The organism is Kribbella sp. VKM Ac-2566, from assembly GCF_004366005.1.
Taxonomy (GTDB): Bacteria; Actinomycetota; Actinomycetes; order Propionibacteriales; family Kribbellaceae; genus Kribbella; species Kribbella pratensis.
Window position 1 is genome coordinate 604,738 of the sequence record NZ_SODT01000014.1, and the last position, 13,395, is coordinate 618,132.

General features: G+C 68.7%; 15 protein-coding genes. 10 read left to right on the forward strand and 5 right to left on the reverse strand.

Going from position 1 to position 13,395, the window contains the following annotated elements; genetic code table 11:
* Positions 1–18: 18 nt before the first annotated feature.
* The 3 genes from EV647_RS36815 to EV647_RS36825 form a co-directional block, all read right to left on the reverse strand.
* Positions 19–474, reverse strand: a complete 456-nt coding sequence (locus tag EV647_RS36815) for an NUDIX domain-containing protein (RefSeq protein ID WP_134011372.1) — start codon at positions 472–474, stop codon at positions 19–21.
* Between the two features lie 233 nt (positions 475–707).
* Complete coding sequence (locus tag EV647_RS36820; RefSeq protein ID WP_134011374.1) at positions 708–950, reverse strand: antitoxin; 243 nt, start codon at positions 948–950, stop codon at positions 708–710.
* A 122-nt stretch (positions 951–1,072) separates the two neighbouring features.
* Positions 1,073–1,291 carry a hypothetical protein gene (locus tag EV647_RS36825; RefSeq protein ID WP_133788654.1) on the reverse strand — a complete coding sequence of 73 codons (219 nt, stop codon included), beginning with the start codon at positions 1,289–1,291 and terminating at the stop codon, positions 1,073–1,075.
* Positions 1,292–1,413: 122 nt separating this feature from the next.
* Between EV647_RS36825 and miaA the strand changes: the two genes are divergently transcribed.
* From miaA to ggt, 4 genes are all read left to right on the forward strand, one after another.
* The gene (gene miaA, locus EV647_RS36830; RefSeq protein WP_134011376.1) at positions 1,414–2,403 is read left to right on the forward strand and encodes a tRNA (adenosine(37)-N6)-dimethylallyltransferase MiaA; all 990 of its coding nucleotides are present in this window, start codon (positions 1,414–1,416) and stop codon (positions 2,401–2,403) included.
* Positions 2,390–2,893 carry a SigE family RNA polymerase sigma factor gene (locus EV647_RS36835; protein WP_130387717.1) on the forward strand — a complete coding sequence of 168 codons (504 nt, stop codon included), beginning with the start codon at positions 2,390–2,392 and terminating at the stop codon, positions 2,891–2,893. Before miaA ends, EV647_RS36835 begins: the two co-directional genes overlap by 14 nt.
* Before the next feature lie 8 nt (positions 2,894–2,901).
* On the forward strand, positions 2,902–3,609 hold the full coding sequence (locus EV647_RS36840; protein ID WP_134011378.1) for a hypothetical protein: 708 nt from the start codon (positions 2,902–2,904) through the stop codon (positions 3,607–3,609).
* Between the two features lie 79 nt (positions 3,610–3,688).
* Positions 3,689–5,491 (forward strand): gamma-glutamyltransferase, encoded by a 1,803-nt coding sequence (gene ggt / locus EV647_RS36845; RefSeq protein WP_238177575.1) that lies wholly within the window; start codon positions 3,689–3,691, stop codon positions 5,489–5,491.
* A 7-nt stretch (positions 5,492–5,498) separates the two neighbouring features.
* On the opposite strand, the gene EV647_RS36850 is transcribed toward ggt, so the two are convergent.
* Positions 5,499–6,590 carry a M20/M25/M40 family metallo-hydrolase gene (locus EV647_RS36850; RefSeq protein ID WP_134011382.1) on the reverse strand — a complete coding sequence of 364 codons (1,092 nt, stop codon included), beginning with the start codon at positions 6,588–6,590 and terminating at the stop codon, positions 5,499–5,501.
* Between the two features lie 69 nt (positions 6,591–6,659).
* Here EV647_RS36850 and EV647_RS36855 point away from each other — a divergent pair, with 69 nt between their 5' ends.
* From EV647_RS36855 to EV647_RS36870, 4 genes are read left to right on the forward strand one after another with little or no spacing between them, the layout of a single operon-like run.
* Positions 6,660–7,322 (forward strand): GNAT family N-acetyltransferase, encoded by a 663-nt coding sequence (locus EV647_RS36855; protein WP_134011384.1) that lies wholly within the window; start codon positions 6,660–6,662, stop codon positions 7,320–7,322.
* The gene (locus EV647_RS36860) at positions 7,315–7,959 is read left to right on the forward strand and encodes a MurR/RpiR family transcriptional regulator (protein ID WP_134011386.1); all 645 of its coding nucleotides are present in this window, start codon (positions 7,315–7,317) and stop codon (positions 7,957–7,959) included. Before EV647_RS36855 ends, EV647_RS36860 begins: the two co-directional genes overlap by 8 nt.
* Complete coding sequence (menC, locus tag EV647_RS36865) at positions 7,949–9,079, forward strand: o-succinylbenzoate synthase (RefSeq protein WP_238177576.1); 1,131 nt, start codon at positions 7,949–7,951, stop codon at positions 9,077–9,079. Before EV647_RS36860 ends, menC begins: the two co-directional genes overlap by 11 nt.
* Positions 9,080–9,083: 4 nt before the next feature.
* Positions 9,084–10,625 carry an amidohydrolase family protein gene (locus EV647_RS36870; protein WP_134011388.1) on the forward strand — a complete coding sequence of 514 codons (1,542 nt, stop codon included), beginning with the start codon at positions 9,084–9,086 and terminating at the stop codon, positions 10,623–10,625.
* Positions 10,626–10,635: 10 nt separating this feature from the next.
* Here the strand turns inward: EV647_RS36870 and EV647_RS36875 are convergent, their stop codons facing one another.
* Positions 10,636–10,941, reverse strand: a complete 306-nt coding sequence (locus EV647_RS36875) for a hypothetical protein (RefSeq protein ID WP_238177577.1) — start codon at positions 10,939–10,941, stop codon at positions 10,636–10,638.
* On the opposite strand from EV647_RS36875, the gene dapF reads away from it, so the two are divergent.
* A complete protein-coding gene (gene dapF / locus EV647_RS36880) occupies positions 10,940–11,782 on the forward strand; it encodes a diaminopimelate epimerase (protein WP_134011390.1) in 843 nt (280 codons plus the stop codon). The genes EV647_RS36875 and dapF overlap by 2 nt on opposite strands.
* A gap of 84 nt (positions 11,783–11,866) precedes the next feature.
* Complete coding sequence (gene hflX / locus EV647_RS36885) at positions 11,867–13,348, forward strand: GTPase HflX (protein ID WP_134011392.1); 1,482 nt, start codon at positions 11,867–11,869, stop codon at positions 13,346–13,348.
* Positions 13,349–13,395: the final 47 nt, after the last annotated feature.

Sequence of the window (13,395 nt, forward strand, 5' to 3'; positions counted from 1 at the left end):
ATCCCAGGAAGGGTGAACTCAGGCGAAACCCTGGGCGATCACCGCAGGAAGCGCATCACCGTCGGCGACCGCTGCGAGCACTCGCGCCTCGTGCGGGACCAGCGGCTCGGGCAGCTTGTCCAGCGGGTACCAGTCGAGGCCGGCCGCTTTCTCCGGCTCCATCAGGTGCGGTTCGCCGGTCCACTTCGACACCATGAAGAAGAAGTCGACCCGCTCGTCGATCGGATCGCCGTTCCCACCCGTCCGATGCATCGCGGTCACCGGCACGAGATCCGCCGCGTCCACGTCGAGCCCGACCTCCTCCTTGAGCTCCCGCACCGCGGCCGCCACCGCCGACTCACCACGCTCCACATGCCCGGCCGGAACCGCCCAATACCCGTCCATGTAACCGGTGTTGGCCCGCAGCAACAACAACACCTCGTCCCCACGCCGGACAATCACATAAGCCGCCGGCACCACCCGAAACCGATCCATACCCGCACCCTAAACACCCCCACCGACACCACTCCGCGCCAGCAGCCATGTCCACCGTGTCCGGCGAACTGGGGATAGGCGCTGGGGACTGGGCACCGGCAATTGCCTGATCCCAGTCCCCGCCGCCTATTCCGAGTCCGCCGCCTATCCGAGTCCGCCTGGGCCACCGGACAGCGGGTGGGTATGGTGAAGGGCCGCAAGCGGGGTGCTTGCGGCCCTTCGGGGTACGTACGTCAGGCGGGCTTGGGTCCGTCGGGGATGTCGTCGTTCTGGCCGTCCAGGTTGTCCAACCCGTCCTTGGCCTTGTCGACGCCCGTGTCGATCTTGTCGCCGTACTTGCCGCCCGTCTTCTCGTCGACGAAGTCGCCGGCCTTGTCCAGGCCGTCACCGACCTTGTCGCCGTGGCTGTCGACCAGGTCGGCGGCCTTGTCCTTCAGGTCCTCGGCCTTGCCCTTGAACTTGTCGAAGATGCCCATCTCGGGGCTCCCATTCCTGCGTAGTTGAGTGCTTACAGACAGCTAGCGCGATCTTCGCACCTGTGACGCCGGAACTGTGGGATCTCCGCGAGCGCCGTACCCAGAACGATGCCGGACGGCACTTACTCCACGTCGCCGCCGCTGTCCGTCGTGCCGCCGCCGGACTCGACGTCGCCGCCCGACTCCACATCGCCGCCGGACTCGACATCGCCGCCGGACTCGACGTCGCCGCCGGATTCCACGTCACCGCCGGACTGGGCCTCCGCCTCGTCCCCCAGGCCGAGCGCGTCCTTGGTCGCGTCCTTGGCCGCGTCCGCCTCTTCATCGAACGGATTCGTCACTTGCGTTCCTCCCGTAGAAATGTCGCCAACTCCAGAGTTCCTACCGCTCTTCGCGGGTCATCCACAAGGCCGGTCCAGACCTCTTGGCCAAGTCTTGAGTGCGGAGCTGCCAGACTGGAGCGATGCCTGCTGCACTCGTCGTCGCGGTCGTCGGTCCCACCGCGGCCGGGAAGTCCGACCTTGCCGTCGCCCTCTCTCGACATCTCGGTGGCGAAGTGGTGAACGCGGACGCCATGCAGGTGTACCGCGGCATGGACATCGGTACGGCGAAGATCAGTACGACGGAGCGCGCCGGCGTACCGCATCACCTGCTGGACATCCTGGACGTCACCGAGACCGCGACCGTGGCCGAGTTCCAGGAGCTCGCCCGGCAGGCGATCGACGACTGCATCGACCGGACCAAGGTGCCGGTGCTCGCCGGCGGCTCGGCGCTCTACGTGCGCGCGATCCTCGACGACTTCGTCTTCCCCGGCACCGACCCGGACGTCCGCGCCCGGCTGGAGGCCGAGCTCGAGGCGAAGGGCGCCGGAGCACTCCATCAGGAGCTGGCCGCGCGGGACCCGAAGGCGGCCGAACAGATCCTCCCGAGCAACGGCCGGCGGATCGTCCGCGCGCTCGAGGTCATCGAGATCACCGGCGGCCCGTACGTCGCCACGCTGCCGGAGCACCGCTACGTCTATCCGGGCGCGATCCAGCTCGGTCTCGACGTACCGCGGCCGGTTCTCGACGAGCGGATCGACCGCCGGGTGGACCGGATGTTCGACGCCGGATTCGTCGCCGAGGTGCGAGGTCTGCTGAACAAGGGTTTGATTGAAGGAAGGACCGCCAACCGCGCACTCGGGTACTCGCAGGTGATCGCGTTGCTGAACGGTGAGATCGACGAAGAGCAGGCCCGGGAGCGGACCGCCCAGGCCACGCGCAGGTTCGCGCGCCGGCAGGACTCGTGGTTCCGTAAGGACCAACGCATCACCTGGCTCCCGTACGACGCCCCCGATCTCGTGGAGAAGGCACTTCAAGTGATAGCCCAAGGCAACCGCGAAGGCGCCGCCGGCGTAGTCGAGGTGAACAACGGCCCGGACACCCAAGCAGGGGCCGTCGATGCGAGGGGGTGACCGTGAGGCCGAGTTCCGTGAGTACCTGCTCGCGGACCGCACGCGGCTGATGCGCACGGCGTTGCTGCTCACCGCGGGGGATGTGCACACCGCCGAGGATCTGGTCCAGACCGCCTGTACCCGGGTGTACGTGCACTGGCACCGGATCAAGCACGAAGGCGCCGGACCGTACGCGCACCGCATCCTGGTCAACGCCTTCCTCGACGAACGCCGCCGGGCCGGCCGCCATCCGGAGGTGATGACCGCGGATGCGGTCGAGCCGCGGTTGACCGACGTACCGGACCAGACGGACACGCTAGCCATCCGGGATGCACTGCTGGATCTCGCGCCGCGGCAGCGGGCGGTCCTGGTACTGCGATATTTCCAGGATCTCGATGTCGCCAGCTGCGCACGGATCCTGGAGTGCACCGAAGGCACGGTGAAGAGCCAGACAGCCAAGGCGCTCAAGCGCCTGAAGGAACTGATGACGGAAGAGACGGGGAGTAGCTGAGACCGCCGATGGACGAGGTCAAGAGGTTGTTGGAGGGGTTCGCGGACCGCGCCGCCGAAGGGTTGCCGGACGCGGACATCGACGCGGACGTGACCCGCGGCCGGCTCGCGCTACGCCGGATCAAGCGCCGGCGCCGGGTCGCCGGGGTGCTGTGCGTCGCCGCCGCGTCGGCAATTGTGCTCTCGATCGGCAACCAGGTGAAGTGGTGGGGGAACGGCAACGAGGTGGCCGGCGGCCCTCCCGAGCAGGAGACGGCCGCCGCGTCCGCGACTCCCGCGACTCCTGCGACTCCCGCGACGCAGCCGCGGACCACGCCGTCGAGCAGCCAGACGATGTCGATGTTCGGCGCGTCCGTCGTCGAGCTGGTCGCGAACAAGCAGGCGTGGAGCGCGTTCGACTGCACGCTGGCGCCGAAGGGGTGGAGCCCCGAGACCCCGATGACGGCCACCCGCGTCGTGCTGTCCCAGCCCGAGATGCGGACCGCGGACAGTGCCGCCAAGGTGGTGCTGCAAGCCGCGCCGCAGGCCCGCAGCCTGTCGAAGGTCCGCGTCACCGACGCCAGCGGCAAGACCTTCCACATCGGCACCCTCGACGGCCGGCTGACCGGTCAGGTGAAGCTGTCCGACCAGTGGTTGCTGGTCGAGCTCCCGACCGGCACGGTCGAGTGGCCGGATGACGTATTCCGCCGCTTCCTCGACTCCTGCACAGTCAAGTAGACGCGCTGCGACTGGCGCACAACCTCCAGGTGAGATAGGCAGGGCTTGTCCCTGTCCCCGAGCCCGTGTGGGGGAACTCGTGAAGAAGCTGGTCGCATCTCTGTCTGCAGGCACCCTCGTTCTCACTGCCTTCACCGCCTCAACCACCGCGGAAGCGCAAGCTCCGACGCGGCAGCCGACCTCTGTCGGGTACGGCGGCGCGGTGTCCTCGGTCGACCCCGACGCGACGAACATCGGTCTCGACGTACTGCGTCGTGGTGGTAACGCCGTCGACGCCGCGGTCGCCACGGCCGCCGCTCTCGGTGTCACCGAGCCGTACTCGGCCGGCATCGGCGGCGGCGGGTACTTCGTGTACTACAACGCCAAGACGCACAAGGTGTCCACGCTCGACGGCCGCGAGACCGCGCCCGCGACGATGCCACCGAACGCGTTCGTGGATCCGGCCACCGGGGCGGCGTACCCGTTCGCGCAGCTCGTGACGTCGGGGGTGTCGATCGGCGTACCGGGAACGCTGGCGACCTGGGACAAGGCCCTGAAACAGTGGGGCTCGCTGTCACTCGGCAACGCGCTGAAACCGGCCGCGGAGCTCGCCGAGCGCGGGTTCGTGGTGGACCCGACGTTTCGCCTGCAGACGTTGGAGAACAAGGACCGGTTCGCGCAGGTCGTGCCGACCGCGAAGCTGTTCCTGCCGAACGGCGACGCGCCGCAGGTCGGTTCGCTGTTCAAGAACCCCGAGCTCGCCGCCACCTACAAGCTGATCGGTCAGCAGGGTCCGTCGGTGTTCTACCGCGGTCCGCTCGCCGGCGAGATGGCGGCCGTCGCCAAGAACCCGCCGAAGACGCCCGGCGCGACGCTGCCGTTCTTCCCCGGCTACCTGGAGACCAGCGATCTCGCGTCGTACCGGGTGATCGACCGCAAGCCGACCAAGGTTCGGTACGACGGCTTGGACGTCTACGGCATGCCGCCGTCGTCCTCGGGTGGCAGCACCGTCGGCGAGGCCTTGAACATCCTCCAGCCGCAGCACCTTCGGCAGCAGTCGACGACGCAGGCGCTGCACACGTACCTCGAGGCGTCCGCACTGGCGTTCGCGGATCGCAACGCGTACGTCGGCGACCCGGCGTACGTCGACGTACCGCTGAAGGAACTGTTGTCGCGCGGGTTCGGCGTCGAGCGGTCCTGCCTGATCGACCCGCAGCACGCGGCGACCAAGCCGGTGCCGGCGGGCTCGCCGGACGGCCAGTACTCGCGGTGTGCGCAGGGCAGCTCCGTCGAGAAGCGCCCGGATACCGAGGGACGTTCGACGACGCACATGGTCGCGGCCGACAAGTGGGGCAACGTCGTCTCGTACACGCTGACGATCGAGCAGACCGGCGGCAGCGGGATCACCGTGCCGGGGCGTGGTTTCCTGCTGAACAACGAGCTGACGGACTTCTCCGCCGTACCGAACCCGACGGACCCGAACCGGGTCGAGGCCGGGAAGCGGCCGCGGTCGTCGATGTCGCCGACGATCGTGCTGCGTGGCGGCAAGCCGTACATCGCGCTCGGTTCGCCGGGCGGGTCGACGATCATCACGACCGTCCTGCAGACGTTGACCAACCGTCTCGATCGCGGCATGACGCTGCCGGAGGCGATCGCGGCGCCGCGGGCGTCGCAGCGCAACACCGCGTCGGTGACGGCCGAACAGGCGTTCATCGATCGGTACGGCGCTTCGCTGGCGCCGTACGGTCACACGTTCACGCCGGCCGGTGCGCCGGGGAGCTCGGCCTCCGAGATCGGTGCGGTCGCGGCGCTCGAATTCCTGCCCGGTGGTGCGATCCTCGCGGCGGCAGAACCGAGCCGACGTGGCGGGGGAGCAGCTGGAACGGCGTGGCCCCTAAAGTGACGAAATACTAGATTGTCTTGATGATGGCGGCGACCAGGTCCGCTCGTTCGGTCAGGGTCGCCGCGATCACCTGCTCGTGGACGGCGTGGGCGCCCTTGCCGAGCGGGCCCAGGCCGTCCAGTGTCGGTATCCCCAACCATCCGGTCAGATTGGTGTCGGCCGCGCCGGTCGCGGCCGCACCGCCGATCTCCTGACCGACGGACCGCCCGGCCGCAATCACCTTCGCCATCAACTCGTCAGTCGCCGCCGACGGCTGCCAGGCCGGCCGGTTCGACAGCACGCGCACCGCCAACTGTGCATCCCGTACCTGCTGCAGTTCGCCAACCGCCCGCAGCACGGACTCTTCGGTCGCCGGGTCGACGAAGCGGAACCCGATGTCGGCCGCCGCCGATCCCGGTACGACGTTCGTGCGTCCGCCACCCGTGATCGTGCCGACGTTGCACAACACCTCGTCGTGGTCGGCCACGATCCGCCGTACGGCGATCAACTGGTCGACGAGTTCGTCGATCGCGGACACGCCGCTCGCCGGATCGAGAGCGGCATGCGCCTCGCGGCCGGTGACCTCGATGCGGACCCTGGTGCTGCCCCAGCGCGACGTCTTGAGATCGCCGTTCGGATGCGGCGGTTCGAACCCGAACGCGGCGTACACACCCTTCGCCTCGGCCGTCACCAGTGAACGCGCGGACGGAGAACCGATCTCCTCGTCGGCGACCACGACGATCCGCAGCGGCCGGTGATCGCGGCCGGCGATCTGCTCCAGGGCGGTCTCGAAGACGACGAGGCCACCCTTCATGTCGAAGACGCCGGGTCCGTGGATGGCGCCGTCCTGCTCGCGCCACGGCATCGCGCCCTGCAGTTGCCCGATCGGCCAGACGGTGTCGTGGTGCGCGAGGAAGAGCAGCGGCGCCTCCGTCGCGCGTGGACCCCGGCCGGGGAAGTCCGCCACCAGGTGGTCGCCGGTCGGCGTCGGCATCCGGCGGACGGTGCCGCCGAGCTCGGCGTACCGCGTCCCGAGCCGGTCGGCGAACGCGTTCAGCGCAGCCGCGTCACCGGTCGGGGTCTCCGCGCCGACGTACTCCCTGAGTCGCTCGATCATCATAGATAGTCAACGTATCATCATCCGATCAGCGATTGACCAGCAATGATTGCGCGGGGATAGGATCAAGATATGAATCGTATCTCTGAGGTGAGCTTTCGCGCGGTCTCGCTCACCACGGCATCCCGGTTCGCCGAGGCCTCGGCGCTGTACCGGGAGGTCTTCGGCTACCTCGACCCGGCGTACGGGCTGAACCCGCGGCTGCTCGGCGCGCTGGCGAGCAACGGCGGCTCGGTGGTCGGCATCCTCGACGAGAGCGACCGGCTGGTCGCGTTCGCGTACGGCTTCTGCGGCACCGACCGGCGCGGCTTCTACCACTACTCGCAGTCGGCCGTGGTGGCTGCCGGGCAGCAGGGCCGCGGTCTCGGCCGGATGCTCAAGCACGCCCAGCGCGAAGTTGCCCTCAGCCACGGTATGTCGCGGATGCGCTGGACCTACGACCCGGCGCAGATCCGCAACGCGCACTTCAACCTCGACGTGCTCGGCGCTCGCGGCCGCTGGTTCGCGCCCGACATGTACGGTCCGGGGACCGATCGTGTGGTCGTCGAGTGGGACCTGACCCGCGACGAGCCCGCCACCCCGGACTCTTTGACCGAGTTGGTCGTGCCGGCCGACCCGGGCGAACTGCGCAGGTCGTTCGAGGAACTGCTCGGCAAGGGACTCGTCGCCGTCTCGTGCCGCCGCCTTCCGGACGGCAACGGCGCCTACTACTTCGGGCCGGCCGACCATGCCTGACGATCCCCACAACCGCGAGCTCGCAAGCCCTCACGAGCGGTACGACGCTCGACTGCAACGCCGATCGTCGACGCTGCTGCAGCGCCGCGTGGTCGAGCAGGAACGCGCCTCGATCGACGAGGCCCTGGACCAGATCCTCACCGACGAGTCGATCGCGCAGGCGGCGGCCCGGATCGTCGCCGCCCGCCGGCGCTTCATCATCGGCTCGGCGAAGTCGTACTCGTACGCGTCGTTGCTGGCGTTCGACCTCGGCGTCGGCCTCTCGCAGGTGACACTGATCGACGGCACCGTGGTCCGCGGTGTCGACGTCCTGTCCGACGTCCGGTCCAACGACCTGATGGTCGCGTTTTCGTTCCGCCGATACCGCCGCGACACCGTCGAGATCGCCCGGCGGTTCGTCGAGGCCGGTGGTGAGCTCGTCGCCGTCACGGACTTCGAGGACGCGCCGCTGGCGAAGCTCGCCGACCAGTGCATCTACGTCGCGACCGGGAGTGCGTCGTACGTCGACTCGCCGACCGTCGTCGCATCGGTGCTGCACGTGCTCGCGACGCTGACCACGGCGAGCTCGAAGGGCGCGCGCCGACGGCTGATGGAGCGGGATCGGTTGAACACGGAGCTGGGCCTGTATGTCAACTGAGCTGAAGATCGTCGCCGCCCGGCTGCATCGGGTGCGGATGCCGTTGGTGCACGAGTTCCAGACCAGCTCGCACCGCAAGACGTACCTCGATCACGTGCTGGTCGAGCTGGAGGACGCGTCGGGTGCGACCGGCTGGGGCGAGATCGCGTCGTCCTCGGATCCGTACTACGCGCCGGAAACGGTCGAATCCTGCTGGCACATCGCCTCGCAGTACCTGCTGCCCGCAGTGCTGGGGCGGCCGTGGACGCACCCTGACCAGCTGGCCAAACTGTGGTCGAAGGTCCGCGGCAACAACTTCGCCAAGGCCGGCGTGGACATGGCCGCCTGGGTCCTGTGGGCCGAGACGCAATCGGTGCCGCTGGCAACCGTCCTGGGTGGTACGCGGACCGAGGTGGTCGCGGGTGTCTCGCTGGGTATCGAGCCGACGGTCGACGACCTGCTGACCGAGGTCGAGCGTCAGGTCACTGCCGGGTATCCGCGGGTGAAGTTGAAGATCGCTCCGGGCTGGGACGTAGAGCCGGTCCGTGCTGTGCGTACGGCGTACCCCGAGCTTGATCTGCATGTGGACGCGAACGGGATCTACACGGCCGACGACCTGACTGCCGTCCGGAAGCTGGACGAGTTCGGGCTGACGATGATCGAGCAGCCGTTCGCGCCCCGGGATCTGCTCACGCACGCTGCGCTGCAACGCACGATCAGTACGCCGGTTTGTCTCGACGAGAGTGTTGAGACCGTCGACGATCTGGAGACCGCGCTGGCGTTAGAAGCGCTGCAGGTCCTCAATATCAAGGTGTCGCGGATGGGCGGCCTCGGCGTGGCGCGTGCGGCGCACGATCGGGCGCAGCAGGCCGGGATCGCCGTCTGGTGCGGCGGCATGCACGAGTTCGGCATCGGGCGGCTCGCGAACGTCGCACTGTCCAGTCTCCCAGGGTTCACCCTCCCATCGGATGTGTCCGCCTCGGAGAAGTACTACGCCCGGGACCTCGTCGTACCCGCCGTGGTCGCGGTCCAAGGCGTCGTACAGGTGCCCGAGGCAACCGGACTGGGTCACGCAGTGTACCGCGAACTGATCGCCGCCAACACGGTCGCTCAGCAATCCTTCGGACAAGAACAGGAGTGATTTGATGCGCGTGGCAGTGACCGGCGGCCTGATCGCGGACGGCACCGGTTCCGAACTGGTGCCCGGGACCGTGCTGGTCGAGGGCGAGCGCATCACCGCGGTGCTGCCGCCCGGTGAGCCGGTCGCCGAAGCCGAGGTCATCGATGCCACGGGCAACATTGTGGCACCAGGGTTCGTCGACCTGCACTCCCACGCGGATTTCAGTCTCGGCGCGAGCCCGGCCGCCGAGTCGCAGCTCGCCCAGGGCGTCACCACGCTGGTCGCGGGGAACTGCGGCTGGTCGCCGTTCCCGATCACCGACCTCGAGACGCTCCGTGCGGGTACGGCGTTCCTCGATCCGAAGCACGACTGGTCCTGGAACGATCTCGCCGGGTTCGCTGCAACCTTGCAACCGGCGGTGAACCTGGCGCTGCAGGTCGGCCACTGCACGCTGCGGATCGCCGCGATGGGCAGCGCGGAACGGCCGCCGTCACCCGAGGAACTCCGGACGATGCAGGACCTGCTGCGCGCGGCCGCCGACCAGGGTGCGGTCGGGTTCTCGACCGGACTGATCTACGCGCCGGGTGCGTACGCATCACCCGAAGAGGTGGCCGCGTTGGTCGCCACCGCTGCCGAATGCGGCCTCATGTACTCGACTCACATCCGCAACGAGGGCGCGGGTTTGCCGGCCGCGTTGGACGAGGCGATCGCGGCGGCGCGGGCGGGCGGCGCGCGGCTGGAAATCTCGCACCTGAAGGCCGTTGGCAGATCCAACTACGGTCTGGTCGACATTGCGCTCGAACACCTGGACCAGGTTGACGACGTCGACCTCGGCTGGGACGCCTATCCGTACACCGCCACCAGCACGACACTCACCACCAGGCTCCCGACCTGGGCCCTCGCAGGTGGCGCTCTGCTCGACCGACTCGCCGACCCGGCCGAACGCGCTCGGATCGCCGAAGCCCTCCGCGCCGATGACCTGCTCTCGCCGGACTCCGTCGTGATCGCGTCCCTTCCACCCGGCCGCTATGAGGACAGCCGCGGACTGAGCCTCACCGAGATCGCGCAGCGCGACGGGGTGGACGCCGCCGAGATCGTGCTTCGCATCCTCGAGTCCCACCAGGCCGCGGTCAGCGTCGTGAACCACGCGATGAGCGAGGACGACGTGACGACCGTCCTCGAACATCCCCGGACGGCGGTCGCCAGCGACGGCTGGATCATGGACGCAACCGGCCCGGGACTTCCGCATCCTCGCAACTTCGGCACGTTCCCCCGCGTCCTCGGCCACTACACCCGGGACCGCGGCACCCTCACCCTCCCCGAAGCCATCCGTCGAATGACCGCCCTCCCCGCGACCCGCCTCGGCCTCTCCGACCGAGGCATCATCAAACCAGGCGCAATCGCCGACCTGACCGTCCTGGACGCCGACAAGATCGCCGACAAGTCGACGTACGACAACCCTTGGCAACTCTCCGTGGGCATCAACCACGTCCTACTAGCCGGCCAACCGGCCCTCACCAACGCCAAACCAACCGGCCACCGCCCCGGGCGCATCATCGGCCTCTAACGCACGGCGGCTACTTCTTGAAGCGCTTGGGGGCGGTGGGGAGTGGGGGAGGGGCCGTGGGGGTGTCGTCGGCCTCGGTCTCCAGCCAGCCGTCGTGCTCGGTCAGCAGGGCGTCCAGGGCGGCGCGGTCAACTTCTTCCAGTACGACGAGCCACGGGTGGTCCTCGTCGTCGTCCTCGCCGTGGAAGCGCCCGCGCCGTACCTCCCCGCCGAGCCGTTCCGCGACCGCGACGGCGTCATCCTGCTCCCAGAAGTACGCGATCATGCCCAAACCGTACGACCCCGGGTCGCGCCGCGGGCCGTAGGCTTTGCGCATGAGTACGTTTCCCTGGTTGAAGGGGCATGGGACCGAGAACGACTTCGTGATCCTGCCCGATCCCGATGGTTCCGTGCACGGCGAGCTGGACGCGTCGGTGGTGCGGTTCCTCTGCGACCGGCACGCGGGCCTCGGCGCCGACGGTGTGCTGCGGGTGATCCAGGGCGACAGGCAGTCGTACGTCGAGGACGGCGGCGACTGGTTCATGGACTACCGGAACGCGGACGGTTCGATCGCGGAGATGTGCGGGAACGGCATCCGGGTCTTCGTGAAGTACCTGGCGGAGGCGGGCCTGATCGACGGCAAGCCGGTCCGGGTCGGCACCCGCGCGGGCGTCAAGGAGGTCGCGCAGAACGACGACGGCACGCTGACCGCCGACATGGGCGAGCCGAAGCTCCCCGACGCGGCCGGGATCGTGGTCGAGGCAAACGGTCACCAGTGGCCCGCTGTTCACGTCGACATGGGCAACCCGCACGCCGTGGCCTTGGTCGACAGCCTGAACGAGCCGGGCAACCTGTGCGATCAGCCCACCTGGTCGCCGGCCGACGCGTTCCCGCACGGGGTGAACGTGGAGTTCGTCGTACGGCGTGGTCCGCGCGACGTCCAGATGCGGGTGCACGAGCGCGGGTCGGGGGAGACGCGGTCGTGCGGTACGGGGACCTGCGCCGTGACCGTGGCGGCCGCGCGGGCAGCCCGTGACGAGCGCCCGGTGACGTACCGCGTCGGCGTACCGGGCGGTGAAGTGAGCGTGACGTGGCGTGCGGACAACCACCTGGAACTGACCGGACCGGCCGTTCTGCACGCTCGCGGCGAGTTCGACCGGGCCTGGTTGCCGGCCTGAACGGGAATCCCAGATCTGCGTGGGACGTTGACTCCTGGTAAACGGGTCGCTTGTACTTGAGGCCCGTGCCACCATGGAAGGTATATGACGACCCATTCACACGCATACGAAGAGACCACCGACGTCGAAACCGACCTGACTCAGGGCGATGACTCCGGCGATTCGTTGACGGGTCACGATGAGTATGACAACGAACTGACCACCGAGGGCCTCGAGCTCGAGGAGCGCCAGGCGCTCCGGCGCGTGGTCGGTATGTCGACCGAGCTGACCGACATCAGCGAGGTCGAATACCGCAAACTGCTGCTCGAGCGGGTGCTGCTGGTCGGCGTCTGGACCGAGGGCAGCGCCGAAGACGCGGAGAATTCGCTGGCCGAGCTGAAGCTGCTCGCCGAGACCGCCGGTTCCGAGGTACTGGACGGCGTGATCCAGCGGCGGAAGAAGCCCGACCCGGCGACCTTCATCGGTTCCGGCAAGGTGGCCGACCTGCGCAACCTGGTCGCGTCGCTCGGCGCGGACACCGTGATCGCCGACGGCGAGCTGGCGCCCGCGCAGCTGCGCAACCTGGAAGACCGGCTCAAGGTCAAGGTGGTCGACCGGACCGCGCTGATCCTGGACATCTTCGCGCAGCACGCGAAGAGCAAGGAAGGCAAGGCCCAGGTCGAGCTGGCCCAGCTGCAGTACATGAAGCAGCGCCTGCGTGGTTGGGGTGGCAACCTGTCCCGCCAGGCCGGTGGACGCGTCGGCGCGGCCGGCGGCGGTATCGGCGGCCGTGGTCCCGGTGAGACCAAGATCGAGACCGACCGGCGCCGGATCAACACCAAGATCGCGAAGCTCCGCCGGATGCTCAAGAACATGAAGAGCACCCGGTCGACGATGCGCCAGGAGCGTCGCCGCAACCTGGTCCCGTCGGTCGCGATCGCGGGCTACACCAACGCCGGCAAGTCATCGCTGCTCAATCGGATCACGGGCGCGGGTGTGCTGGTCGAGGACGCGCTGTTCGCGACCCTGGACCCGACGACCCGGCGTACGACGACTGCTGACGGCCGCGTGTACACGCTGACCGACACGGTCGGGTTCGTCCGGCACCTGCCGCACGACATCGTCGAGGCGTTCCGTTCGACGCTGGAGGAGGTCGCGGACGCGGACCTGCTGCTGCACGTGGTCGACGGGTCGCACCCCGACCCGCTGGCGCAGATCCAGGCGGTCCGTGAGGTGCTGGCCGAGATCGACGCGAGCGACGTGCCGGAGATCATCGTGATCAACAAGGCCGACGCCGCCGACCCGCTCGCGCTGGCGCCGATCCTGCACCGCGAGCCGGGCGCGATCGTCGTGTCCGCCCGCACCGGCGAAGGCATCGACAAGCTCCGCGAACTGCTCGAGGGCGCCCTGCCGCAGCCGCTCGTGGCGCTCGAGGTCCTGCTGCCGTACGACCGTGGCGACCTGGTCTCCCGGATCCACTCCGAAGGCTCGGTCGAGCAACTCGAACACACCGCCGAAGGCACCCACCTGACCGCCAGGGTCCACCCGGGCCTGGCCGGCGACCTCACGCCGTACGCCATCGCCTGAGTCGCCTGAGTCGCCTGAGCAACGAAACAGCCCCCGAAGTCCGAGGA